The sequence below is a fragment of the Pseudomonas sp. GW821-FHT02C04 genome (genome assembly GCF_059421845.1).
This window is the reverse complement of sequence record NZ_JBWKVT010000005.1, coordinates 254,115-279,650: the sequence shown is the minus strand read 5'-3', so window position 1 is coordinate 279,650 and position 25,536 is coordinate 254,115. Positions and strand designations below refer to the sequence as shown.

The 25,536-nt window shown below is 54.0% G+C and carries 26 protein-coding genes and 2 pseudogenes; 4 read left to right on the top strand and 24 right to left on the bottom strand.

Annotated features, from left to right (window positions below; all coding sequences use genetic code 11):
• Positions 1–135: 135 nt before the first annotated feature.
• From AC07VV_RS19920 to AC07VV_RS19815, 22 genes and pseudogenes are all read right to left on the bottom strand, one after another.
• On the bottom strand, positions 136–567 hold the full coding sequence (locus tag AC07VV_RS19920; protein WP_495037232.1) for a DUF4265 domain-containing protein: 432 nt from the start codon (positions 565–567) through the stop codon (positions 136–138).
• Between the two features lie 131 nt (positions 568–698).
• A complete protein-coding gene (locus AC07VV_RS19915) occupies positions 699–1,370 on the bottom strand; it encodes a hypothetical protein (protein ID WP_495037231.1) in 672 nt (223 codons plus the stop codon).
• Between the two features lie 52 nt (positions 1,371–1,422).
• Complete coding sequence (locus tag AC07VV_RS19910) at positions 1,423–2,046, bottom strand: hypothetical protein (protein ID WP_495037230.1); 624 nt, start codon at positions 2,044–2,046, stop codon at positions 1,423–1,425.
• Between the two features lie 4 nt (positions 2,047–2,050).
• Positions 2,051–2,632: an Imm15 family immunity protein gene (locus tag AC07VV_RS19905; protein ID WP_495037229.1), complete on the bottom strand. Its 582-nt coding sequence runs from the start codon at positions 2,630–2,632 to the stop codon at positions 2,051–2,053.
• 142 nt (positions 2,633–2,774) lie between these two features.
• Positions 2,775–3,161, bottom strand: a complete 387-nt coding sequence (locus AC07VV_RS19900) for a hypothetical protein (protein WP_495037228.1) — start codon at positions 3,159–3,161, stop codon at positions 2,775–2,777.
• 216 nt (positions 3,162–3,377) lie between these two features.
• Positions 3,378–3,728: a hypothetical protein gene (locus AC07VV_RS19895; RefSeq protein ID WP_495037227.1), complete on the bottom strand. Its 351-nt coding sequence runs from the start codon at positions 3,726–3,728 to the stop codon at positions 3,378–3,380.
• A 224-nt stretch (positions 3,729–3,952) separates the two neighbouring features.
• The gene (locus tag AC07VV_RS19890; RefSeq protein WP_495037226.1) at positions 3,953–4,423 is read right to left on the bottom strand and encodes a hypothetical protein; all 471 of its coding nucleotides are present in this window, start codon (positions 4,421–4,423) and stop codon (positions 3,953–3,955) included.
• A complete protein-coding gene (locus AC07VV_RS19885; protein WP_495037225.1) occupies positions 4,420–4,719 on the bottom strand; it encodes a hypothetical protein in 300 nt (99 codons plus the stop codon). The genes AC07VV_RS19890 and AC07VV_RS19885 overlap by 4 nt, the downstream gene beginning before the upstream one ends.
• Positions 4,720–4,785: 66 nt before the next feature.
• Positions 4,786–5,247 carry a hypothetical protein gene (locus AC07VV_RS19880; protein WP_495037224.1) on the bottom strand — a complete coding sequence of 154 codons (462 nt, stop codon included), beginning with the start codon at positions 5,245–5,247 and terminating at the stop codon, positions 4,786–4,788.
• 188 nt (positions 5,248–5,435) lie between these two features.
• Positions 5,436–6,032 carry a hypothetical protein gene (locus AC07VV_RS19875; RefSeq protein ID WP_495037223.1) on the bottom strand — a complete coding sequence of 199 codons (597 nt, stop codon included), beginning with the start codon at positions 6,030–6,032 and terminating at the stop codon, positions 5,436–5,438.
• Between the two features lie 101 nt (positions 6,033–6,133).
• Complete coding sequence (locus AC07VV_RS19870) at positions 6,134–6,502, bottom strand: hypothetical protein (RefSeq protein WP_495037222.1); 369 nt, start codon at positions 6,500–6,502, stop codon at positions 6,134–6,136.
• Positions 6,503–6,539: 37 nt separating this feature from the next.
• A pseudogene (locus AC07VV_RS19865) lies at positions 6,540–6,638 on the bottom strand (PAAR domain-containing protein); the annotation flags it as partial.
• Positions 6,639–6,665: 27 nt separating this feature from the next.
• The gene (locus AC07VV_RS19860; RefSeq protein WP_495037221.1) at positions 6,666–6,911 is read right to left on the bottom strand and encodes a hypothetical protein; all 246 of its coding nucleotides are present in this window, start codon (positions 6,909–6,911) and stop codon (positions 6,666–6,668) included.
• A 91-nt stretch (positions 6,912–7,002) separates the two neighbouring features.
• Positions 7,003–7,401 carry a hypothetical protein gene (locus AC07VV_RS19855; RefSeq protein ID WP_495037220.1) on the bottom strand — a complete coding sequence of 133 codons (399 nt, stop codon included), beginning with the start codon at positions 7,399–7,401 and terminating at the stop codon, positions 7,003–7,005.
• A gap of 140 nt (positions 7,402–7,541) precedes the next feature.
• Positions 7,542–7,946, bottom strand: a complete 405-nt coding sequence (locus AC07VV_RS19850) for a hypothetical protein (protein ID WP_495037219.1) — start codon at positions 7,944–7,946, stop codon at positions 7,542–7,544.
• A 191-nt stretch (positions 7,947–8,137) separates the two neighbouring features.
• A complete protein-coding gene (locus tag AC07VV_RS19845; protein ID WP_495037218.1) occupies positions 8,138–8,401 on the bottom strand; it encodes a PAAR domain-containing protein in 264 nt (87 codons plus the stop codon).
• A gap of 67 nt (positions 8,402–8,468) precedes the next feature.
• Positions 8,469–8,801, bottom strand: coding sequence for a hypothetical protein (locus AC07VV_RS19840; protein WP_192558488.1), 333 nt, complete (start codon positions 8,799–8,801; stop codon positions 8,469–8,471).
• 49 nt (positions 8,802–8,850) lie between these two features.
• On the bottom strand, positions 8,851–9,207 hold the full coding sequence (locus tag AC07VV_RS19835; RefSeq protein WP_495037217.1) for a hypothetical protein: 357 nt from the start codon (positions 9,205–9,207) through the stop codon (positions 8,851–8,853).
• A 190-nt stretch (positions 9,208–9,397) separates the two neighbouring features.
• Complete coding sequence (locus tag AC07VV_RS19830; RefSeq protein WP_495037216.1) at positions 9,398–9,991, bottom strand: hypothetical protein; 594 nt, start codon at positions 9,989–9,991, stop codon at positions 9,398–9,400.
• Between the two features lie 13 nt (positions 9,992–10,004).
• The gene (locus AC07VV_RS19825) at positions 10,005–14,717 is read right to left on the bottom strand and encodes an RHS repeat-associated core domain-containing protein (protein WP_495037215.1); all 4,713 of its coding nucleotides are present in this window, start codon (positions 14,715–14,717) and stop codon (positions 10,005–10,007) included.
• Positions 14,714–17,619 (bottom strand): annotated as a pseudogene (locus AC07VV_RS19820) (type VI secretion system Vgr family protein). The gene AC07VV_RS19825 and the pseudogene AC07VV_RS19820 overlap by 4 nt, the downstream one beginning before the upstream one ends.
• Before the next feature lie 127 nt (positions 17,620–17,746).
• Positions 17,747–18,262 carry an Hcp family type VI secretion system effector gene (locus AC07VV_RS19815; protein WP_007918282.1) on the bottom strand — a complete coding sequence of 172 codons (516 nt, stop codon included), beginning with the start codon at positions 18,260–18,262 and terminating at the stop codon, positions 17,747–17,749.
• Between the two features lie 432 nt (positions 18,263–18,694).
• Here AC07VV_RS19815 and AC07VV_RS19810 point away from each other — a divergent pair, with 432 nt between their 5' ends.
• Complete coding sequence (locus AC07VV_RS19810) at positions 18,695–19,516, top strand: aldo/keto reductase (protein ID WP_495037214.1); 822 nt, start codon at positions 18,695–18,697, stop codon at positions 19,514–19,516.
• 29 nt (positions 19,517–19,545) lie between these two features.
• Positions 19,546–20,016 (top strand): DUF1810 domain-containing protein, encoded by a 471-nt coding sequence (locus tag AC07VV_RS19805; RefSeq protein WP_495037213.1) that lies wholly within the window; start codon positions 19,546–19,548, stop codon positions 20,014–20,016.
• Here the strand turns inward: AC07VV_RS19805 and AC07VV_RS19800 are convergent.
• Positions 19,981–22,341, bottom strand: coding sequence for a DNA polymerase II (locus AC07VV_RS19800; RefSeq protein WP_495037212.1), 2,361 nt, complete (start codon positions 22,339–22,341; stop codon positions 19,981–19,983). The genes AC07VV_RS19805 and AC07VV_RS19800 overlap by 36 nt on opposite strands.
• A gap of 189 nt (positions 22,342–22,530) precedes the next feature.
• On the opposite strand from AC07VV_RS19800, the gene AC07VV_RS19795 reads away from it, so the two are divergent.
• Positions 22,531–22,971: a CBS domain-containing protein gene (locus AC07VV_RS19795; RefSeq protein ID WP_096823056.1), complete on the top strand. Its 441-nt coding sequence runs from the start codon at positions 22,531–22,533 to the stop codon at positions 22,969–22,971.
• Between the two features lie 12 nt (positions 22,972–22,983).
• Here AC07VV_RS19795 and AC07VV_RS19790 read toward each other — a convergent pair whose 3' ends face one another.
• Positions 22,984–23,607, bottom strand: a complete 624-nt coding sequence (locus AC07VV_RS19790; RefSeq protein ID WP_495037211.1) for a glutathione S-transferase N-terminal domain-containing protein — start codon at positions 23,605–23,607, stop codon at positions 22,984–22,986.
• A 1,090-nt stretch (positions 23,608–24,697) separates the two neighbouring features.
• On the opposite strand from AC07VV_RS19790, the gene AC07VV_RS19785 reads away from it, so the two are divergent.
• On the top strand, positions 24,698–25,507 hold the full coding sequence (locus AC07VV_RS19785) for an energy transducer TonB (RefSeq protein WP_495037210.1): 810 nt from the start codon (positions 24,698–24,700) through the stop codon (positions 25,505–25,507).
• Positions 25,508–25,536: the final 29 nt, after the last annotated feature.

Sequence of the window (25,536 nt, the reverse complement as noted above, 5' to 3'; positions counted from 1 at the left end):
CCCTTGTTAACTAATATTTCAGTCTTCCTTGTCTTGAAGTGACCGTGAGCATGAACCTCTGGATTCGTATTTTCCACAGAGTATTCAGCCCTTAAATACAGTCTCCTATTCCGTTGTTTGAACAGTTGAGAATCTTTACTGACGGAGTAGCCCATATTCATAATCCAGCCACCCCTTTTCCTCACCATCGGCCAATTTTTCTATCATTTCATCAAGGGGAACGTCAGCCGGAATATTCACAGAAAAGAAGTATTTGCTCATTCCTTCCCAGGTGCATCCAATGTTGACCAGTGAACCCAAGACAGCGGATACGTGTGCTTTTCCCGCATCAAAAAAAACGATCCTGATTGTGCTGTTACCACTGTTCGTGATAACCCGTTCAAAATAATGCTCACCGTCGGTACCGGGCTTGACTAGCACCTCGTCATCAAGACAAGCATCCTTCGAGTAGAACGGAATGTTCCTCACAATGAATGCACCGGAAGCCAATCGCTCTGCCCAGACACTTTCGCTAGAGACAGGTGGATAGTCATCCGTTACCGCCAATCTAAAAAAAACCTTTTCCACTTAAGATCCTTGATGCATGTCGTCGCATTCGCAATCCATTAGTTCATGTTCGTTAAGGCGCAATGCTAAAAGATGACCGCTGTCATAAGCCAAGCACCGGACCCGAAGATCATCTGAATGCGCTCTGGAAACTACCAAAAATACTTCTGTAGAATTTTAACCAAACGAAGATAAGCACTTGGCTTATCACCGGCCTCGACTTCTACTTTCATAACACTCTGGCTGACTGATTCCAAGGAATCTTTAACTGCATTTTTGGCTATAGCCCCAAACAGCTCACTCCCAACAAAATCACACTCAAATGTCGAAACCGTATAAGCGTTTCGCGCTCCCCACTGATCAAAACGCACGACCAGCCGATCATCAAAGATGACAGCTCCCTCACGTCTGTCGTCCGAAAAAAAGAAACTCAACTGTAAATCGTCTAAGTTTTGTCGGCTTACAGCCATCAGTAGCTTTTTCAGAAGCGCTGTAAGCCTCACTCCGTCGCCTACAGAAAGGCCTGCCCCAAGGCTCACTTCACCGCTGAAATAATACTTAAATACAATTATCACTTTACGATTATGATATGGCACATCGTATGCCTTTTCATAAAAATGAAAATCTGATGCATCACCCACTAGCTCGTAGCTATTTCCCACAAGTTCTGATCTGGAAAAGCTGTCCACACCCATTTTTTTGGGATGAAGATCTCGCGCTCCCCCCATGAAAGAATCAAATAACTCGTAAAACGTCGTAGAAATCATAAAATCTTTGCTCAATGCACCGCTGCTGGCAACGTCCTTGATGTCAATGGCATTCAACAGGACGATAGCAATCCGGGTTCACGTTTACCATCCATACGCTTTAGCACTATCAAAAAACTATCAAGTCAGAAGCTTTCTCAACCGCTACCCACTCCGCTGCGTCACCTGCAAACAAGCGAAACTCATCAAAAAAGAACTCTAAATCTTCTGAGAAAACATCAAACGCACCAAATCCATATTCACCTGAGATCTTGGCGACCGCCACATAATGACACGCGCCGACCAAGAACTCATATACTTCTTTATCCATTGACAGTTCGCCATCAAAAAGAAACTTAGTCAGGATTGTTGGGACAGGCCTTTCGACCTCTCGATGCCTTGATAACACTTTGTATTTTTTATAATTCTTTTCATACTCACCATGAGCACTCACTGCCTTCTCGAACTGTTTATCTTTATCTCTAAAGATAAACAGCGGCATATAACCCAACTTCCTACTCGATGGCGGCTGCAGTCTCCCATCAATATCAATAAAATAACAATTGGAAATCAGAGCATTGATCGCGACACGCCCCTGGGGAGCTCTATCAAATCCAACAGCGCCTTCTCTATCAACAGAACTCACCAACGCAAAGTCATCATTTTTTTTGGCAGGAATTCCGTTGACGCGCTGACTGGAGGACTTTCTAAAATCACAAAACCGCTCTCTCCAATATAAAATCCTGTAATTCACCACGTTATATTCCTCCCCGGCATGTGAACACTTTCTTCTCTCCATTTTTGTTCTTCGCATGAATAGGGGGAGAGTTATGATCTTTAAAAACAGCAAAGACTCTTACGACATCCTCACCGCAAACCGCGTCATAAAACCTACTCTCATAAAAGTCAAAAGCAGCTTCTAATCCGCAGTTAGAAAAATGTCTTTTAACTTTTTTAATCTCCTGCGACGCAAGTCCGCTATGGCTTTCTCTTATCTTTTCCAAAAAACCTACCGAGGCTGGTTTTGGATAAATAAATATATTAGGCACGAGGACACCCTGCTCCTCGCCCCCTTCAAAATCTGTAAAAGTAATTGCAAAAAAAACACCATTGCCTCTTGACGCATCCAACAATCTCAAAGTACTCAAAAGAAACGCAGCAAACCCAGTTAGAAAATCAGAAACCCCGTCGCTGCTCATCTCCTCTTCCAAGCATTTTAAGCGGCTATATCTGGATACAAGCGGAATCTCTTCAAAATTCTCATAGTTCGCAAAGAAAATATCCATATCATTATACGGTTCCTTGCTAATTATTTTACTGTAAAGATCTTTAAATCTCATTCTAAACGCCGTTAAAGATGATCGTAAAAGGTGACAACGTAAAAGGTGACAGATTTATAAAATGCAAAAAAATGAAAAATGCCCCCAATTATTCCACCGAGAGATTCTCTTGGCCTATCATTTCGCCAGTTGGAAATTCTTTTTAGAGTCTTTTTTTTGCGGCCTCGGCGATCATTTCATTTTCATCTTCAGCAAGTAGAATCAGTAAATCTTCTGGCACCTTCGGGTTGCATGCAATTCTATGTCTAACCACTACAGACTTATCAGTTGCCAGTCTCTCGAAAGTGCTTCTATTGATACGCCTCTTCATTGCAACATCCCAGCGAACATCAACGTCGTCGCTTAGTGAGAGCCTCTCGAGCACATCAGTAGAAATCGATCCATTCGCAACAACCAGGCGTGAAAGCTCGGGGTACTTCGAGACAACCTCTAGCCATACTTCCTCTGTCGCAGCCTCATTTATTCTTGCATTCTCTATCTCATTTTTGCTTTCCGCATAACACTTAAAATCATCAGCACTGTTAATCATCAGCTCCAACCTCAAGACTTTCGGCACGTCATGTTTTTCATTGGTATTACTTTACCTGGCGGACCTTTGTATTTCCCTGTCATACCCCCCCCATAAACGTCAGCATCATGCTTACGCACTAGGTCCGTACTTTGCTGTGCAATTACCCCATTATTCTAAAATATCGAAGTGCGTCTTCTCAGCTGACGACAGCAAGCAATTCCGACTCCCGAAAAGCTATTGAGCGCTGATCCAAGCGGAAATTTTTTTCTTTATTTCTTCCAGCAGGGCTAGATTGCCGATTATAACTAGCTCACACCCTGCTTCCTTATCACGATATGAACAAAGCTCATGAACATTCTCAGCCAATACAACTCTGAGGACCTGTCCATTGACTTCATTTTTCGCCGAGAAAATTGGATTACCGTCCATAAACGGCAAGCCATTTGAAAAATAAGAATTGTAATAAGGCACTTTAAATGCCTCTGCACCAACTTGGCTCATCTGAAGCTTCAATCGAAAATAATCATAAAGACTCCGCTCCAACTCGAGATAGCAATCTTTATTATCCAGATAATCATTGAACATTTTGCTACTCCACAAAAGCGTTGCCAGTTATCACTTCGATATCAACACGCTTACTTTTTGTGTCTTTTACCATGAACGTCTGACTGATGTGCGCATCTGGTACCACGCCAATGCATCGAACGGCCTGAAACCGTGGAGTCTGGTATGCACAGACTCCGCTTAAACAATTTTTAAAAATGTAGCCAGCCCCAGATGAATTTGTATTTTTAATGTCGACTAGCTCTTTAAAATTGCTGATATGTTTTTACACAGCATTCAAAAACTTTCTCGCCGCAAATCTCACTGTAATCAATAGAGATTAGCGTGGAAAGGTCAGTACTAATCAATCTAATCTCGTCGCTTGTGGCTTCGTCAAAATCGAAACTCGCGCATAGAGAAGCACCGCTTTCGACCATGTATGCCCCACAGCATTTCCAATCTTCATCTATCAGCAAGTAGTATTTTCGGTCCTCGATTACCGACAGGACAAAATTAAACGCTTCAGTAGATAATGAACACTCTTTGCGCGCGCAAGAAATTTCGCGCATCGTCATCAGCTCTGCAATTATATTATCTGTTTCCGCCAAACTTAAAAGCAGCAACTCATCAAAAGGCAGCTTTAAAAGAGACTCTATCTTTACTTGATATTGGCTCAGCATTCTTTTCCCCTGAGACTTTCTATAAAGAATTTCTCTTCTATAAGAATCCATATTCATTTGCAGCACCCTTCTTTGTAAAAAGACTTCTCTTTACCGTTGCGCAACTGAGGACGACCATGCTTACTCATTCTTAATTTCAAAGGGGACAGACTACTTTTTACTCCACTTTCATAGATCAATCGAGCGTCATAATCAGCGCTGCTGTTGAGCGACTGATCTTTCAGGTAAAGGTCACCAGGCTGTTGCACGCGAACGCATGCGCCGCTGCCCTCTACTTCCTTCATTACTTTGCTGGCGGAGGTGGTGTCGTCGTCGTCGTCGTCGTCGAACACCAGCTTGCATTCATAACTCATTGCAAAAAATAAATCCGTCCCAATTATTAATTTTTATCTGAGCCCGGCAAAACAACAGAGGGCGAATTAGCTGCGCCCCTCAAGGAATCGATTAAAACTACTAATAAAATCTTTCCTCAGCCCTGGCAATATTTTTTTCAGAATCAAAAAGTAAAGATAGATAGGGGTTGGACCATCCCCCTCCTCTTCCCAAACTTCCTCTGTCCCATAGCAATAGAGCACACCTCGGATGAAATTTGCGAAATCTTCATCTTCCTTACAACTTCGCTGCTCCATTCTCCAAAGATCGACCGTGAGCTTCTTTCGAAGTACCTCATCACTTTCGATACGCTCGCGCAAGATAGCCTCTTCCAGGAACGGCACCAACTTTTCCAACTTGCTGGCAGCAATGGTTTTTAATTCACCACTTTGGATAAGGCCCATTAGATAACTAGCGTACTCACACGTCATCTCCCCATAAGAAACATTCGCATCAAGCAACTGTTCTTCCAGATCATCAAACTCTTTAACTTCTATACTATCAATCATTGTATGGCTCCATCTTCCATTCCTAGCCTACCCATGGCTCTTTTACATGACTTACAGAATCATGTTAAAGGTGACATATTTATATAGTGCAAAAATTATGCAAAAACAAATCCGCCCCAACAAGTCTCGCTAACTTTTGGCACAGTAACGGCTGCCCCCCGTCATGGCTGCTTTAAAGAACCGTTCGACTAACCTAGCTGGAGAAAAAAACTACCGCACCCGGTTCCTTTTTTTCCTGAAAATTCATCATCCAGGAAAAGATAGCCCATACCATCAGATAGTATACCTTTGTTATTGGGGAGAGAAATATCTAAGTCCCCACCATAAATAGACAGCCGTCTGCGCCCTATACTTGATGATATAGGTGCCTGCAACCAAGCATCTACACCATCGAGTTTAGACGCCAAATTTTCATCATCATCAGAATCGGGATTCGACAAAAGCAGGATTCTTCCGCAATCCAGTATTTTATTAGACGCTTCATTCCGCTCTTCGCTTGATCGGAAATACCCTATAACAACGGCTTTGGACACCCCATTGATGACTCTTAGTTTTCTGTAATGCCCAACCTCTCCCGATAGGTACGGTATAAATACCGAGACCCAATAAGTTTCATCTACTAGCGCATCGGAAAACCATGCACCGGGAAAAGAGATAAAATGTGTAAGTGGCTGTCCATTTGTCGATTGAGGCCAAACCACATCACTCGGCAGATAGACTCCTCCACCTGCATAGGCATCAGCTGTCGTAGGCGACTCTTGGGTAAAAGCCAATTCATTAAACATCTATATCTCTCCGCTAACTTATTGATCACAGCAGCAGTTAAGCGAGTTTATATATTGACCAGCGCGCTTGCGCAGACGTCTGGCCTGCGAAGCTTCAGCTATCAGGAACCTATGTATTTATAATAAACCATTAATTGTCCATTGCCTTCGGAAACCTCAAGATAAAGAATCGCTTCGCTGGGTTCGCCATTGGCAAAAAGGACACATTCTAATCCGAGAGCTTTGCCGTTAGTTTCATATGTATCAATGAAAGTACGGTGCTGTGCGCTTGCATCAAAAGCTTTTCCTTGAGGTGCAATGGATATATTGGTTCCTTTGTCGAAGTAATCATCGATAGATTCGTAAATCTCAACAGCAACCACGTTGGATATTCCAAAATCACTTTCTAGGGTCGACTGGTCACGCCGTTCAATAGCCTCTACGAGCAACTTGGTCTTGGCATAGGCTTGCTGCTTAGTGGGTATACTCATTTATCGAATCCGTCTCTTGGAAGGTGTTGCGGTGTTGGCCGGCAATCGGCTTGCCGTTGAGGTCGGTCCGGGAGAACGCTTCGAGGACCTTGCCACCGTGAGTGGTGGAGTCGCCCAAGCGAATGACGTCTTTCATGTTGTCACTCCTTTAACCATGGCCTGTCTATTTGCTCTGACGCACGATGCAAAACGCTTCCTTGAGCGGCACCTCTTCATCGTCATCACCATCCTCAAGACATCTATAGTCGCTGTCGCCCAACGCCGAGAGCATGGCTTGGTACAGGCTCAATGACTTGAAATTGACCTGAAGCCACAGAACGCTCTCACTTTCATAGATCAATCGAGCGTCATAGTCAGCGCTGCTGTTGAGCGACTGATCTTTCAGGTAGAGGTCGCCAGGCTGTTGCACGCGAACGCATGCGCCGCTGCACTCTACTTTCTTTAAAGGTGATGGATTTATATAGCACACCAGACAATGCAAGAACCACAACCTTTACAGACTACCCCTCAAGTTCGTAAACCTCAATATTACGACCAATAATATATAGATCCCCATCCTGACGTATTTCATCAATTGAAGATGGATCAGCATTCAAAGCGTAGTTCCCATCAATATCGACACACCAATAATCGCCAAACTTTAACAACCGAACCCCTGAGCAAATTGAGTTAAATTGATGCCCCATGACTTTCGCGCTTAACTCCTCAACACCACTAACAGTTACTTTAACCCTCGTCCATACATTGCCCTCAGCCCGATGATCTCTGGCATGAAATAAAACCTGCGCCGCGAGTCGTTCGCCTGGCGCATAATTAAATTCAAATGACAATAACAACCCATCTTCGAAACGATGAAAAGCTTGCAATATCTCACTTATTTTTTCTGCAGATTCTGACATTTTCATTTACCTATAGGTGTCGACGGTTGAATGCCGTCTGGTATCTTCGCCCAACCTTCGGAAACCTTACTTGAGCACAAAGGTGATAGGTTTATATATTGCAAAAGCTATACAAAAAATACCCCCCATTACTCTATTAATCACAACTGAGGAATATCGATGTGTTTTTTTCGAAGAATTGAAGTTATTTTTTCTATGAGTTTGACCGGCAGCTCGCTTGGAGCTCCATAGACATCTACTATGCCGACTTCAACCGCGCTATCCACAATATGGCAAAAGTCGTCAATATCTTGAGATGGAATCGATTGGCTAAGGTCTTGGGGCATATCATCCCCCCTTCCATTGAGTGGCAATAGTGCACCCTTTCTCTCCCACTCAGCCAAGTCACGACCTTCAGGAAAACTATTAAGGTGGGCTATCAACTCATCGACTGCCACGTGCTGAATAGACTTTGCTACGCAATAAGCATGTAATAGCTTTGATGCGTAGAGTTGTAAATCCCTCGGAGAAAGATTGAAAAGCTTGCTTGAAAGCTCTGACATCATGATTTTCCTCCGCACCCACCGACAACATTCAAGTTAAATTTCTTCACCAACCTTCAAGGGGGAGACAGACTACTTTTACTCGCTGGGCAGGGAAGCGTACTCAGAAGGCCAGCTCGCTGGTGTGATCGTGGTTAAGGATCTCACACGTAAAATACGCGACATTGAAGTATGCCGAATCGAAATTCAGAGACTTAGCTGCTCACGGCGCCTTTCGGGCCGCTGGCAATCAGCGCCGCCCCGCAGGCGGTTTTCATACCGTCCAGTGCGATGGGTGTGCCGTCCACGGTGTAAATGCTGCTGCCCTCGGCAATCGGGAAAATCCCCTTGCACAGCGGGCAACTGACCTTGTGACCGACCCCGGCAATCGGCTTGCCGTTGAGGTCGGTCCGGGAGAACGCTTCAAGGACCTTGCCACCGTGAGTGGTGGAGTCGCCCAAGCGAATGGCGTCTTTCATGTTGTCACTCCTTTGAGCATGGCCTGTCTATTTGCACTGACGCACGATGCAGACCTTCAACCGCTCTTCAAACATTGCCCTTGATGCGAAATGCTTCCTTGAGCGGCACCTTTTTATCGTCATCACCATCCTCAAGACATCTATAGTCGCTGCCGCCCAACGCCGAGAGCATGGTTTGGTAAAGGCTCAATGACTTGAAATTGACCTGAAGCCACAGAACGCTTTCACTTTCATACATCAATCGAGCGTCATAATCAGCGCTGCTGTTGAGCGACTGATCTTTCAGGTAGAAGTCACCAGGCTGTTGCACGCGAACGCATGCGCCGCTGCCCTCTACTTTCTTCATTACTTTGCTGGCTGAAGTGGTGTCGTCGAACACCAGCTTGCATTCATAACTCATTGCAAAAAATAAATCCGTCCCAATTATTGGAACCAAACATGCATTGACTTCATTCGTTGAGAAACCTCAAAAGTTCTGCAAGTACTGAGGCCTCTGAACGCTCCAAAGTTTTCCTGATTTCGTCACAACCGCCTTTTGCAGACACCACCTTGCCCTTCAACATTTCCCCTTCAGGAGTACATATATCCAGACTCACAACATAACTCCCGCCCTCTACTTGCTCACCTTCAAAAACAAGCTCAATTTCCTCGGGGAAAACCGTAACATATACAGAGAACTTGTCACCCGCATAATCGTAATGACCACAGTTTCTACTTAATACACCGCTCTGTTCTCTCGACGCCTGTCCATAAATCCTGTCTAAAAATTCCTGAAGTAGATCAACGCATTTTTGTTTTTCAGTCATTACTTCACCCCTTTGCGGCTTATTGATTTCAACACACCGTCAGTCAGGGCGTGATTGAAGTATTAAAGGTGACAGATTTATATAATGCAAAAATGATGCAAAAACAAATCCGCCCCCCTTTACCAGTCCAATCAACCAATAACGACAACAATAAATCCGATGTCATTTAAAGTTAATAAAAACCTTCCTCTCATGAGACTTGAATTACAAGCTCTCCCGCCAACAAATCTTCATCGACAATATTTCTCTTCAATAACAGATACCCCATACCACCCACAAAAATACTCTTATGGCTAGGCGCCGCTTTGTTAAGCCGAGAGTTGTTGATCTGAAGAACATAAGTCAAGTCATCTCGACTCTCATCATCTTGAATCCATGCAGGAATGCCAGCAATCTTAGCGACTCCATTTTCATCGCTATCTTCACCTGTATTTTCGATTGCAGTAATTAATAGCGAGGGAAAAATTGGTTTTCCATAACCGTCCACTTGCCGATCGGAAGGTCTGTACGCTAGAACTCTGCCCCCTTCGTTCATCGCCGTGTTGATGTAGGAGTCGGAGGATACCGAGTAAGGTGTAAAAAGCGAGATCATGATATCTTCGCTTATTTTCACTTGCGGAATGTAGCGATTGATGAACGCTGCCGGAAGACTCGCTAAATGTAACAAAGGTGCGCCAGTCGAGTCGGTCGGCCAAGCGATCGACTCAGGCAGGTAAGGGTTACCGCCAAGAAATGGATACATCTTGTCAGGGTTACCATTCGAAAAAACCAGTTCATTGAACATCGATTATTCCTCTTTAATTGCATGGGCAGGGACAGCCTGCCAAGAAACCTTTAGCCTGTTTTCTGAGCTGCCTAGCTCGAGAAGCTGGAAGACCCGAAGTTCTTAAAGCTCCTTGCCAAACATCCATTTGGCGCTTAGAAGGTAGCCCATCTGCTCCAAGCTGAAACTCGTCGCGCCCTACATTCAAATGCTGAGCGGCCAGTACATTCTCATTGATGTGTACCTGCGTATGCATACTCCGAGGAAGCGCAATAGAGGGGTTAGCTTTATTTCGAACCCCCTCTGGAGTCAGTCCCATCTGCTCCAAAGCTTCATTGCGAACGAATTCATGAGCATCTAGTTCATCTCCTCTGTTAGCCTTCCCGGTCAGACTACCGTAGGTTCCTAATTGACACTTACGCGCCAGACCTAGCGGGTCAATCCAACCAGTATTGTTAGGTGCATATTGATAGAGGTTTATACCCCCCGCATAACTAATCGGGTCCTTACTAATAAACCGCCCAACCCCCGGATCATAGTACCGATACCGGTTGTAATGCAGCCCCGTCTCATGATCGTGATACTGCCCCTGGAACCGTATCGGGTTCGTCACGCCATGCTGTTGCGCCCATTCTGAACGCTGCTCCGTCACCTGCCCCCACGCCTTGTACTGCGCGGTCCAAGCCAGGTTGCCTTGGGAATCTGTCAGTTCCTGCGGCGTACCGAGGTGATCACACTGATACCAGGCCAACGCATCGAACGCTAACGCCGTTGCCTTGTGATTCCACACCGGGTCTTCATCGAGGCTGTATTCACCACTGTAATCCGGCAGCCCCATCAGATTGATCGGCGCATGCCGTACAGCCTGTGCAACAGGTACAAAAGTCCCCGGCTCGAAGACGTAGTGCACCGTGCGACCCGGCTCGCCATCGCCCTGCGCCAGACTGCTTTCCCACGCGAGGTTGTCGCCGTCCCATCCGTAAAGCGTAAAACCGCAGCCCAGTTCACGCTGTTTGCGGGCGTGCTCGCTTCTATTCCAGAGGGAACCGGCTTCCGGACGCTGTTTATAGTGCGCGCGGGAGTTTTTGTGCAGGCGGCGTCCCAGTGCGTCGTAAGCGAAATCTACGCTCAGGCGCGGATCTTCGAAATGCACCAGTCGATCAAACAGGTCCCAACGCATATCGCTACGCTGACCGTTGTGCCAGCGCTGGATCTGATTACCGCGTTCGTCGTAGTCGTAGTGGGTGCCGGCGTATTCGCGCAGCAGGTTGTCGACCAGTTTGCTGCGCGGCGGCGTCAGATCCAGTGGACGGCGGATTTCGGCAGTCTTGTCATCCAGCAGGTTACCGGCCGGGTCGAAGGCGAACGTTTCAACGCCTTGGCGCGTCACGGCGCTGAGCAGTCGACCGACGGGATCGTAACGATAGGCGAGCGGGCCGCGACGACTGTCGTTGATGTCAGTCAGTTGGCCGGCAGCGTCGTATTTGTATTCGCGCTTGAGCAGAGTGCTTTTGTCATCGCTGCGCCCCAGCAGTTGCTCCTGCAAGCGTCCGGCCGGGTCCCAGCTTTGGGTTTGCAGCAAATGGTTACCTTGATGACGGGCAACTTCGCGGTGCAGGTCGTCGCGTTCATAGCCGACCAGTTCGTGTTCGTCCAGACGCAGGGCCAACAAATGGCCGCTGCCGTAAGTGAGCCAACTGACGCGATGGCCGTCGGGGCGAACGGTGGCAACTCGTTGGTTAAGTACGTCGTACTCGTGCTGCCAGATCGCGACGGTGGGTTTTTCCAGTCCGAGGTAATGTTGGTGTTCGCGCAGCAGATTGCCGGCCGGGTCGTGGAACCATTGCAGGCGGCTGTCGGCGTTGTCGGCCAGCACCATGTTGCCGTCGCCGTCATAGGCAAAGGTTTCGCTTTGCGATTGGTCACCCAGAGTGGCGCGACGCTCGGTCAAGCGGCCCATCGGGTCGAAGCTCACCGAGATGACGCGTTTGCCATTGATCGATTGGGCAAGGCGACCCGTTTGAGCATCGTATTGATAGCGCGTGGTGCGGCCGTCGAAGCCGCGTTCTTCAAGCAGGCGTCCGACGGGGTCGTAGTGGAAGTGCGCGCGTTGTTCGTTTTCGTTTTCCAGGGCCGTTAGCCGGCCGAGACGGTCCCAGCGATAGCGCAGGGTTTGCTCGGCGGCATCGACACGTTCGGCGATCAAACCAGCCGCGCTGTAGCTCCAGGTGGTGCAGCGATCGAGACCGTCGACATGCGTCAACAGCCGGCCTTCGGCGTCACGCTCAAAGCGTTCTTCAGTCTTGTCCGGGTGCTTGATAAGCACCAGTTGGCCAGCCTTGTATTCGTATTCGGTGGCGTTTCCAGCGGCGTCGGTGAAGCAGATCATCTGCCCCAGTTCGTTGTATTCCCAGGCGCCGGTCTTGCCTGAGCAGTCGACGTACTCGACCAGTTGCCCGGCGTCGTTGTAGTCCAACGTCTTTTCGTTGCCGTTGGCATCCTTGATCGCGGTGGGCTGACCGGATTTGTTGTAGGCGTATTCAGTTTTGTTGCCCAGCGGATCGAGCGCTTCGACCAGGTTGCCTTGGTCGTCATAGGCGCGTTGCCACTGACCACCCTCGGCGTCGCTGATCTTGATCAGCATGTCCTGATCATCGTAGGCGTAATGCATCACCGTGTGATCGGCGCGGATGTGTTCGAGCAGGTTGCTACGTTCATCGTAGCTGTAGCGATCGGTGCTGCCGTCGGCATTGACGCGGCGCACGATGTTCTTGGCCTCGTCGCGGAAGAACCATTCCGAACGCTCGTCCGCATAGCGAATGCGGTAGGTGTAGCCAAGGATGTCGTAGTAGTGCCAGGTCTCGTTGCCGAGCGCATCGGTGACGTAGGTCAGACGGATGTTTTCGTCCCACTCCAGGCGCGTGTCGAAGCTGCCGTCATCGGCCCATTCGCGGATGGCTTTGGCCTTGGCGCCGGGGCCGTCCCACTGCAGGTTCATGCCGCGCCCGGTGCGGTCGGTGTAGCGGGTGATCAGGTGATGCTGGAACTGATACGACCAGACTGCGCCGTTCTCGTCCTGTGCTTGAATCAGGTCGCCATAGGCGTCGTATTGGTAGGCACAAAGTTGTCGCAACGGTTCGCCGTCAACGATCTGCCAGAGGCCGATAAACCGGCCGTGGTCGTCGATCATTGTGCCGAGGTGCAAGTGCACCTTGCTGGTGTCGTTTTCCTGATAGGTGATCAGGTCAGAGAGCACCGAGTGTTCGCCGTAGCGATGCTCGTAATGCAGCATGATTCCGGCGCCGTTACGCAGCGAAATGTTGCTCAGCACAAAACGCTGGCCACGGCGGACGTAGGTTTCCTTGCGTTCGAAACCACGACACAACAGCAACTGCTCCTCGCCACTGCGAACCAGGGTGATGTTTTCAATGGCGTCGTAGTGAAACAGACCGACTTTGGGCAACGGATAGCTATGGTCGCGGCCATCGGCGTCGTAGAACGTCAGGCCATCGTCCACGCAGTCGAAACGTGTGGTGAACTCGCTGACCCAGCGAGCGCCGATTTCGCTCTGATCGTAGGCGTCGAGGCGAGAGTTGTAAGTGCGTGTCCATTCGATCGGGAATGGGCCGGGCAAGCTGAAATCGGTATGGCTGAGGCTTTCCGAACCCAAGGCGAAATTGATGCTGAAGTCCGTGGCACATTTGCAAGGGCCTTTCTTTGGATTGGGCGCGCCTTTCGCCGGTGCCTGTTGGCCGTGGGCGGCCAACTGCCCCTCAGATGCCGTACGCTTCGCCTGTCCGGTCTTCTCCGGATGGACGGCGGCGTTCTGGCCATGGGCATTGCGCTTGCGCCACAACGTCACGGCGCTGGAAAGAATCAGCAGCAACCAACCGATGGAGTTCTGAACGGACTCGTCGTCCAGCTTGCTCAACTGGGTGCGCAGCTCCGGACCCATCGCCCGCAGTTTCGCGGTTTCCGTGGCAACCCGCTTCTTCACCTCATCGGGCAGCAGGTGATCGGCCGCACTGTTGGCCAAGCCTTTGCCTGCGGCCTTATAAGCGCTGCACGCGGCGCCGAAGATGTTTCCGAACGATGCAAGGGGATCATTCTTGAATTGATCGACCGCCGCACTCGCTTGTGCGCCAGCCGCGTTTAGGTCGCCCTTGGCATCAAGCTTGCCATTGGCCACCGTCTCGAGGCCTTTGGCAATCTCGTTGACGACGTCTTCGCCCAGCTTGCCAGCGTCCGCCAAAATGCCCGGCAGCTTGCCTTTGGCCTGTTCAACAAAATCATCCAGCGTGCCGATAATCGAGGCGTTCAGGTGACCTACCAGCACCTCGATCACGGAGGTGCTGAGCAACAACTTGCTGCTGGCCCTCATCTCCTGACGCACCAGAAACAGCGTCGGGCGCAGGGTCATTCGGGCTGCCGCCATCGCCGGTGGCAACGGCAAAACACCGATCAGGTTGATGCCCAGACTGGCCCAGGCGAGCAGATCACGCTTCTGCGCATTCGACAACGTGACGATGTCACCCAGCGCATCGACCAGTGCCATGATGTTGCCCACCACGGGTAAGGCGCCGGCGACGTTCTTGATCCGATCTAGGGTGACCACGCCGCCACTGGCCGATTGCAGCCAGGCATCGAAAGTCGCCGCACCGCTGGCGACGTCCTGAATGTCGATGGCATTCAGGGGAACAATAGCAACCTGAGGTTCACGTTTTACAACAGCATTTTCAGTCGTCATGACAGCATCTCACCCGCCAGCAGGCCCGGGGTTTTCAAGGAAGTTTTTGGAAGTGACGGCGCCGGCAGACTCGGCAACTTGCCCGCCTTGCTCGCTGCGCCGAGGATTCCCGACGCACTCGGCATCGCCGCACTCGCCAGTTTCGGCAGCCCGGCCACCCCGCCCTGCACAACGCCCTTCACCTGCTGCGCCGTTTGCATCGCGCCTTGTGCGGTCTGCATTGCACCCATCCCTGTCTGTGCCAATTCCTTGCCCTTCTCCAGCATGTCCCAGTTCTTGCTCGGCAGCGCCTGCGCGACCATGGCCTGCACCTGGCTCGGAATGTCTTCCGCACCCGGCGGATTCAACGGCCATTCCGGTTTGCCGATGTAGCTGCCATCGCTCCAGGTGTCCGCTGGATCCTTGCCGAACAGCACGCGCGCCGGGCCCGGTGCCGCGCCGGCGACGCTGGCGAAGCCCTTGCCGTCGAGCTTGCCCTTGATGCTTTTGCCCAGCGCATCGATGACTTCGTAGTCGCCTTCCTTGATGCCCTGTCGCCCGGCGTACTGGTTGAACAGTTCCAGATTGCCCTTGCCCGGTTTCGGCGGTTCCGGGAACACGCCCGCCAGGGATTTCGCCCCGGTGTAGGCGAAGTTCGCCGCATGCGCGGTGTACGGGCCGCTGGTGGCGTGGGTGATGCCGCCGGCGTTGTAGGTCGTGGCGCTGCCGCCGCCCTGGATCACCAGTTCGGTCTTGGCGGTGATGGTGATGCGGTCGGCGTTGGCGGTGATGTTGAGTTTGGCCAGCAGGTTGATGCTGTCCTTCAGTGCCTTGACGTCGATGTCGCCGGACGCCGCCACCAGCCGCCAGCCCATGCTCTGCACGAACAGGCGCATGCCGCGACTGGCACTGGCCAGCAGGCGTTTGCCGACGGAAAAACTGGTGTGCCCGGTGCTGCTCAGCGCCAGGTGTTCGCCGGTGGCGATGTGGCTGGAGCGCGGTGTGGTCAGGGCGATGCCGGCCGGACTGGCGAGCACCAGATGCGGCTCGGTGAACTCGGGGAATTCGTTGGCGGTGAGGTTTGCCGGACCCGAGCCGAGCACGCCTTGGTGCTGGGCGTGCAACGCCTTGGCCACGTCGTCCTGGTCGCCGGCCTCTTGAGCTTGCAGTTCTTTGGCCTGCGTGGCGAAACCGTCCTGTTGATCGCTGGCCGTGGCCAGGCGTTCGGCGGTTTCCGGCAGGTCCTTGTGGTGCTTGGATTCGTTCGGGCGCGGCTCGGTGGTGATCAGCAGGCCGGCACCGGCACGCACGGCGCCGTGGCGGTCGGTGCGCAGTTCAAAACCTTCGCCGCGCGGCTGGCCGCCGCTTGGGCGCGGGTGGGTCAGGTAACCGAGGTTGATCGCACTCGCGCCATGGTCACTGCGCAGCGCGATGCTGATTTCGCTGGTGGTGTCGTCGATGCGCAGTTCGTTGGCGCGGCTGCCCTTGTATTCCTTGCTCTTGACCGTGGCGAGGGTCTTGAAGTCCGGCAGTTTGTACGGCGGCAGGTTGGCGCCGTGGTACAGGCAACCGGTGATCAGCGGCTGGTCGGGATCGCCTTCGAGGAAGGTGATCAGCACTTCCATGCCGACCCGCGGAATGTTGATCGAGCCAAAGGTTTCTGCCGCCCAACTGGAGGCCACACGCATCCAGCAGGTGGTCTTGTCGTCGTGCTGACCTTCGCGGTCCCAGAAGAACTGCACCTTCACGCGGCCGTACTGGTCGCAAAAGATTTCTTCACCTTCGGGACCTGTGACCACAGCGCTTTGCGAACCGAGGATCTTGGGTTTCGGGTGATCCAGTGGCGGGCGGTACGGCACGTCCCACGGGATCGCGTTGAAGCGGTTGCGGTAGCCCTGATGGAAATCGTCTTTGTTGTCGGTGGTGTCGCTGGTCACCGACTCTTCCAGCACTTGCGGCTGCTTGCCTTCGTGGAAGATCTCGGTGAGCAGCCAGAGGTCGTTCCACCTCGGGTTGGCGTGGTCGGTCAGGGCCAGAAAATGCCCGGTGACCAGAATCGGCTGGTCGCTGTTGCCCTCGGCCAGGCGATAGTCGCTGCGGTGGCGTTCGAGGTTGCGGTTGGCCAGGTGCTTGCCGCGCTCGCGATCCACGAAGCGCCCCGGGTAATCGTAATCTTCCAGGTCCGGCTGGGCGCTGCTCTTGGCGTCGCTTTCCAGCTCGATCTTCGGTTTGACGAAGTCGTAATCGCGCCGCGTGGTGCGGCTGGTGCGGGTCGCCAGGCGCAGGCCGAAACGCTTGACCACCGGCTTGTCCGCCACCAGCCCGGAGTCCTGCTGATAGGCCACGGGCGCCAGTTTCGGGAACACCGTCTGGTCATCGCCGAAGGTCAGTTTGTGGCCGCTGGACGTGTGCTGGAAGTGGTAGTGAATCCCCTCCTCTTCGCACAGGCGCTGGACAAAATGCAGGTCACTCTCGTCGTACTGCGTGCAGTAGATGCGCTCGGGATAGATCGCGCTGAGCTGGAAGTGGTAATCGCTGGCGAGGATGCCGTGTTCTTCCAGCACCTGGCTGATGATCTGCTGCACGGTCATCTGCTGGAAAATGCGCTGGTTGAAACGGTGCGCGAGGTACGAAAGCTGCGGGCGCAGCGAGATCTTGTAGCGGGTCAGGCGCTTGCCCGCCTCGCCCTGGGCGATGCTGTAGATCAGCCCGTGAATCCCGGTGCCGCTCGGCGACAGCTGAAGAAACGCCAGTTTGTGCAGCAGGCTTCGAGGTTGATCGAGGCCTTTTCGCTGACCAGTTCCAGCTCGAATTCGAAGGGCGTGTTGAGGGCCTCCCGACCGGTGAACGACAGCACCTGGAAATCGCTGTCCGCGCCATCGATGGTCAGATTGAAATGAGCCTGGTTGGCCGGTGAGAACATTCCCTTGTCCCTCGCACAGTGCTGCGACGCCGCCAGATCGCTAAGGATCGGGCAGCAAAAATTCTTTGAGTCGTAAAGGTGCCTCGACCGGCGAAACCGGCCGAGGCGGTACAACCATCAGCCGTAATTAAACGACTGGAGCACGCCAGTCATCAGAACCCGAAGTACCGGATACTTCGTGGGTCCAGGTGATTTTGCGGTAGGTGAACTGCACTTCTTCCAGGTGGGTGAAGTGCGAATTGCCTGGGTCCTGGCAGTTGTGCATTTTGTTGTTGATGGCGACGATGATCGCGTCTTCCAGTTTGGTGGTGTAGTAGTGCTCTTGGGTGCCTTGCGCCGAAGTGCGATACCACTGGATAACGATTTCGCTCATGCGCTCGCCGGAGGTCAGAGCCGCTTGCAGCAGTGGCGAAGCCTTGTCGTAGACCTTGGTGATCACAACTGGCTTGTGAACGCGCTGACCGGTTGGCTGACCGGATTGTGGGTCACGCGGGATGATCACGTCGTGGGTGAAAGCCTGAACCATGACCTGGTCTTCGTGGCCTTCCTGGTAGGTGTTGCCAACGGAGTCGGCGGTGAAGGCGCCGGCAGTGATCAGGCCTTGTTTTTCGCCGGTAACCGACATGTACGCTGGTGTTGCCATGGGGTGTGCTCCTTGCTGAATCATTGGGTGCGCCGATAGGTGATATCACCCAAGAGGCGGCCAATGGCCATCAATTAGCATGCCAACTTTTTCAAACCCTTATAAACCTGGGGCTTGGTATGTTTTCTTCGCAGATACGGCGAAACTTCCCACTGAATTCGTCTAAAAGTGCGCAAGAAGTTGCGCAGTACTGCGCAACTTCTTGCGCACTTGACTGCAGGCCTTTACAGACAAGGCCTCCAGCGGTTTTGAGTAGGGTTTTATTACGGACAACTGCGCAACTTCTTGCACACTTGCGAAACGCCCGTTCGAAACATCGGAACAACAGAACCTCGCCATAAACGCCTCAACGGGCCGACACCCTCATATGGAACCCATGGGCTATCCTGCTGCCCACTTAAAGGTATCGACCGTTTCAGATAGGAGGTTTGAATGCGTACCCTCGAATTGGCTGGCATGCAGGTTCCGGTGATTGGCCAGGGCACCTGGCGCATGGGCGAAGACCGCTCGGCGCACAAGCGTGAAGTGGCGGCCCTGCGCAGTGGCATCGAACTGGGCATGACCCTGATCGACACCGCCGAAATGTACGCCGAGGGCGGTGCCGAAACCGTGGTCAGCGAAGCCATTTCCGGCCTGCGCGATCAAGTGTTTCTGGTGAGCAAGGTCTACCCGCACAACGCCAGCCGCAAAGGCATTCCCCAGGCCTGCGAACGCAGCCTGCGCCGGCTCGACACCGATTACATCGATCTCTATCTGCTGCATTGGCGCGGCCAGTATCCGCTGGAAGAAACCGTCGAGGCCTTCGAGCGTCTGCGCGAGGACGGCAAGATCGGCCGCTGGGGCGTGTCGAACTTCGACATCGACGATCTTGAGGAACTGTCGAATTCGGCCTGCGCGACCAATCAGGTGCTGTACAACCTGGAAGAGCGCGGCATCGAATTCGATCTTTTGCCGTGGTGCCAGCAACAGCGCATGCCATTGATGGCGTACTGCCCGATCGGCCAGGGCGGCGCGATGCTCGCGGAAACCGTGCTGAAACAGATTGCCGTTCGTCACGGCGTGACCCCGGCACAGGTTTCGCTGGCGTGGATTCTGCGTCAGGATGGGGTGATTGCGATTCCCAAGGCAGTGCGTCCGGAACATGTGCAGCTCAATGCACAAGCGGCGCAGCTACAGCTCGATGCCGGGGATCTGGCGGCGCTGGACCAGGCGTTTCACGCGCCACAACGCAAGCAGCGGCTGGCCATGGTCTGAGCCACCGCCGACGGGCAGAGGGCTTCGCCATGAGAAGCACTGATCAGTACGACCCGTTCAACCTGCAACGATTTGTCCTGGCCCAGGACCCGGTGTTCGAACGGGTGCAACGCGAACTCGACGAGGGCCGCAAGCGCAGCCACTGGATGTGGTTTGTGTTTCCGCAGTTCGCCGGGCTCGGGGGCAGCGAGATGTCCCGGCGCTTTGCCATCGGCTCGGCCGGGGAAGCCAAGGCTTATCTGGCCCATGAGCTGCTCGGCGCCCGGCTGCGCACCTGCGCGCAACTGGTGCTGAACGTGCAGCAGCGTTCGATTGCCGAGATTTTCGGCCATCCGGACGACCTGAAATTCCACTCATCAATGACCCTGTTCGCCCAGTTCGCCGACGACAACAGCCTTTGGCATCAAGCGCTGGAGCGTTACTTCCACGGCATTCAGGACGAATGGACCCTGCAACTGCTGGACTCAAAACAAGCCCAGTTGCCCCCCGATCAGGGTTGAGAAATCGTCGTCGACAAACGGCAGGATCGCATCCGCCACCGGTTGCAGCTGGCGGGTGATGTAGTGGTCGTAGTCGATGGCCGCGCGGCGCACTTCCAGCGGCTCGGGGCCGGCCAGGGTGATGACGTAGCTGATCCAGCCGCCGTTCTGGTACTGGCGCGGGCGACCGTGTTGCGCGTTGTAATCGTCGGCCAGCCGTGCGGCGCGCACGTGGGGCGGCACGTTGCGTTCGTAATCGTCGAGGGTTCGGCGAAGGCGCTTGCGGTAGACCAGTCGCTCGTCGAACTCGCCGACCAGGGTCTTGCGCACGTATTCACGCACGTAATCCTGATACGGCTTGCGCTGGAAGATCCGCTCGTACAACTCCTGCTGGAATTGCCGGGCCAGCAGCGACCAGTCGGTGCGCACGGTTTCCAGGCCTTTGTAGACCATTTCCTCGCTGCCGTCGGCGCGGGTCACCAGACCGGCATAACGTTTCTTGCTGCCCTCCTCGGCGCCGCGAATGGTCGGCATCAAAAAGCGTTTGTAGTGGGTTTCGAACTGCAATTCGAGAGCGCTTTCCAGCCCGTATTGCTCACGCACATGCTCACGCCACCAGTCGTTGACGTGCTGCACCAGCGCCCGGCCGATGGTCGCCGCTTCTTCCTGACCGTGGGGGCGACGCAGCCAGACGAACGTCGAGTCGGTGTCGCCATAGATCACCGCATGCCCCTGAGCCTCGATCAATTGCCGGGTGCGCAGCATGATTTCGTGGCCGCGCAGAGTGATCGATGACGCCAGCCGCGTATCGAAAAACCGGCAACCGCTGGAACCCAGCACGCCGTAAAAGGCGTTCATGATGATCTTCAGCGCCTGGGACAGCGGCGCGTTGTGTTCACGCTTGGCGGTCTCGCGGCCCTCGGCGACCCGGGCGACGATGGACGGCAGGCAATGCCGGGTGCGGGAGAAACGAGCGCCGCGAAAACCCGGCACCGAGTCTTTGTCGTCAGGATGCTGCAAGCCTTCGATCAACCCCACCGGATCGATCAGGAACGTACGGATGATCGACGGATAAAGACTCTTGTAGTCGAGCACCAGCACCGATTCGTACAGCCCCGGTTGCGAGTCCATGACAAATCCGCCGGGGCTCGCCTGCGGTGGATTGGTGCCAAGGTTCGGCGCCACAAAACCCTGGCGGTGCATCAACGGCATGTACAAATGCGTGAATGCCGCCACCGAGCCTCCGCTGCGATCCGCCGGCAGGCCGGTGACGCTGGCGCGCTCCAGCAAAAACTTCAGCAGCTCGGTCTTGGCGAAGATCCGCGTGACCAGTTCGCAGTCCTTGAGGTTGTACTTGGCCAGCGCCGGTTTGTCCTCGGCGAACATGCGGTTGATTTCGTCCATGCGCTGGTACGGGTTGTCGATCGACTTGCCCTCGCCGAGCAAGGTCTGGGCGACGTTCTCCAGACTGAACGAGGGGAAGCTCCAGGTCGCCGAACGCAGGGATTCGATGCCGTCGATGATCAGCCGCCCTGCCGCTGCCGCGAAGTAATGATTGCGGCTGCCGTGTTCGCGCCACTGCATTTCTTCACCGCCGCGCCCGAGCTTGAGCGGCACGCCAAGGCGTCGGGCGTGTTCGTGGAGGATGCGCAGGTCGAACTGCACGAGGTTCCAGCCGATGATCGCGTCGGGGTCGTGGCGGGCGAACCAGTCGTTGAGCTTCTTGAGGATCAGGGTCCGCGATTCGCAGTACTCGAGATCGAAGTCGACGAAGCTGTGATCGCCGTTCGGCGCGCCGAGCATGTACACCTGACGTTCGCCACAGCCTTCCAGCGCGATGGAGTACAACTCGCCCTGCTCGGTGGTTTCGATGTCCAGCGAAACAAGCCGCAGTGTCGGGCGATAGTCGGGCGCAGGCTTGAGGTGGGCGTCGAGCAGCACACCGTCGGCATCGGGCGTACCGCTGAACCACACCGGCGCGGTGATGAAACGCTCCATCAGGTAACGCTCGGGCGGTCGCACATCGGCTTCAAAGACGTCGACACTGTGACGGTTGAGCGCCGTTTCCAGGCGCATCAACTGGCCGTGTTGCTGGCAATACAGCCCGAGCACCGGGCGATGTTCGAAATCCTGCAGGGCCAACGGGCGCAGTTCGACGTTCTTTTCGCCCACCAGCACACGCTCGGCCTGCTCGCGCTGCGCCGCCGGGATGAACGCCACCGACGGCTGATGCGGCAGGCGCACACGGCGCGGCCCGGCGTCGGTCGCCAGCCAGAACTCGACTTCGGTGCCGGCCGGGGTGTCGCGCCAATGCCGGGTCAGGACGAAGCCCTGCTGTAAATCCACCACTGCGACCTCAAGAATTGATTCAGTTGGGCATTCTACGCGGCATTGCAGCAACGGGTGACAAAGGCCTCGCCATGAAAAAAACCGTCAGATGACGTTTTTTGCGTGTTATCTGCCGTTTTGCGGCCTTGCTCTGCGCGCCACGGTCTACGATGCTTGGAGAACAACGACAACACCTGAGTAACCACCATGAAAACCGTCGCCCAGCTGCTCAAGCTCAAAGATCAGAAAAATCAGGAAGTGCACCAGATCAAGCCCGATCACATGGTGCTCGAAGCGCTGATGAAGATGGCCGAGAAAAACGTCGGCGCCTTGCTCGTGGTGGAGGACGATAAAGTGGTGGGCATCATCAGCGAACGCGATTACGCGCGCAAACTGGTGCTGCACGGGCGCTCCTCGGTAGGCACGCCGGTACGCGACATCATGGTGGCGAACGTGATCACGGTGGACACCCACCAGACCGTCGACACCTGCCTGAGCATCATGTCCGACAAACGTCTGCGCCACTTGCCCGTGGTGGAAAACGGCAAGCTGCTGGGCCTGCTGTCGATCGGCGACCTGGTCAAGGAAGCGATTGCCGAACAGGCCGAGCTGATCAAACAGCTGGAGCAGTACATTCGCGGGGAGTGATCGGCCGAAGTCTCAAGCAGGCCAATGTCGCGCAAAGACCGGCGCCAGCACCGGGTGCCGGTCGATGCGTTGCAACCACGCATGGAAACCGGGCCGGGCCTGGCGCAGGTGTTCGCGGGTGCCGGCCCAGCGCGTCACCACCGCCGCCAATACATCCAGCGCTCCCGGTGTTTCATCGTCCAGGTACAACTCGGCGGAAAACTGGTCGGCGAATACTTCCCACATCCAGTGCAATCGCTCCCGCGCTCCCGCCATCAGGTTCTGCCGCGATGCTTCATCCGGCATCACCAGCCAGCGTTCGGGGTAGTCAAGGACACCGATGGCCACGTAGCAATTGTTGACGATGTACACCAGACCGCGAATCGCCTGATCACGATCCGCCGCGTTGGCCGGCAACAGGCCAGACGCGGGAAAGCTCAACCCCAGGTGAATCAGGATCGCCGCGCTTTCAGTGAGCGCACTGCCATCGGGTAGTTGCAAAGTCGGAATCTGCTTGAGCGGATTGAGCCTGGCCAGTTCCTGCGCCGCTTCGGCGCTGGCTTCGATGTCGATGAAGCGATAAGCGATCTGGCACAGCTCGAGCGCCGCCTCGATGGCCGCTGCCCCTGAATTGCGATGTCCGTAGAGCTGATACATATCCCCTCCTCCACTGCGAAAGGCATCCTGCCTGGCCCTATTTATAGCTGTTGTATCGAATTTGGCACGGATTGCGCATTCATCGGCAGCTTGCGAATCCCTGATCTCGCAAAACAGCGCTGGCGGTGCCCATCCCGCACCAAGAGCAATCAGCGAACGCTATCCGCGTTCTTGTAAGGTGCGATACCGAACCAAAAGTTCGCGTATCCGAGCTGGCAACAAGGAGTTCACCGCGTGAATCTTCATCTGCTGCGCCATTCTCTTCTCTCCGTGCCCCTGTACCTGCGCGGTGTTCGTCCTCCGAACAGTCCGTGCATTCATTTTATTACCTGAACGCTTGCACTATTTATTTTTTAAATAGCTCGCAAAAAGTCATTGCGTGCGCGCTGCATTAATGAACGCAACAACACATTGTTCGACAATAACTTCCAGACAGCACACTGCTACAACTTTTGCTGTTCGGCGTTAATGTTCGGAACGCACCAAAACTGCACTTGCAGTCAATACACCGCTCACGCGGAAAAACCGACTTTACTTAAACAAGAACAAGGAACATCGCCTGTGACCCGCTAAAACACTGACCCGCACCAAATCAGTCCGCCACGCACCATCACGCGCCCTGGCTGACACGAGAACAGCCGCTCTATCTCGCTGATCAGCGCGATACCGCGCCCGGCCTGTCTCGCCTTGAAAAAAGCCCTGCAAACAGGGCCTTCGGGAGGTTATGTGCCCATGAAAACCGGCGTGCTTGATGAAACTTATATAAATGCGACATACGTATCAGTCGAGAAATAAACACTACACAATGGGTCACTCTTTGGCACAGCGGTTGCTATTGCATCAATCATGAGGGCAAGAATGAGACAAGCCACTCAATTGCACACTCACTCATAAAAAAACAGCCACGGACCGGGTCAATGAACAATCGAAGTCGATGTTACTGAAACAATAAGCTGCACAAGCCCTGTTCAATAGATAGTTCAACTATCGGCTTCTGCACACCTGTATGAAAGTTGCGACCACTCACTCGAACAACGCTTTGTTGTTCGAACGGCACCTTATTGCCCTTCATCCACCCGAGGGAGCTTTAATGAACGATGCGGTAAAGCACAGAACGCCGCCGGGGCCATTACGGAACGCACCACTTGCGTCGGTGGCGGGTCGGCCCGTCTATAAGGCCAACACTTCGCAGCCCGGCGGCCTTAACAAACAGCAGATGCTGTTGCTGGTGGCGGTGTCGGCGTTGATACACGGCGGCGCCTGGTGGTTTTTCCAGCAGGCCAGGGCCGAGCCGTTGCCCACGCCACCGGAAATTCCGGAAATGACCGTCGAGCTCACCAGCCCGACACCTCCGGCCCCGCCGACACCGGAGCCGCCGCCCCCACCGCCCGAACCGGAACAACCGGTGGAAGACGAGGACGCGGTCAAGCCACCGCCCAAACCGGTGGAAAAACCCAAGCCGATCGAAAAACCGAAACCGGTCGAGAAACCCAAACCGGTGAAAAAGGTCGAGCCGCCGAAAGCGCCACCCGCCCCTGCGCAACCGGCAGCGCCTGCCGCTCCGGCCACCCCGAGCGCGCCGCCGGCACCTGCGGCGGCTCCGAGCCCGGTGAAAGAGTCGGCGGCGATTTCCGGCCTCGCCAGCCTCGGCAACCCGCCACCGGAATACCCGTCGCTGGCCCTGCGGCGCAACTGGGAAGGCAGCGTGGTGCTGCGGATTCAGGTGCTGGCCAACGGTCGTGCAGGCTCGGTGACGGTGACCAAATCCAGCGGCAAGCCGCAACTGGATGACGCAGCGGTCGCGGCGGTGAAGGCCTGGAAGTTTATTCCGGCCAAGCGCGGCGACACGCCGATCGACGGCTTCGCCACCCAGACCATCGATTTCAAATTGCCGCAATGACGGCGCGACAACCGAACTCACAACCGATT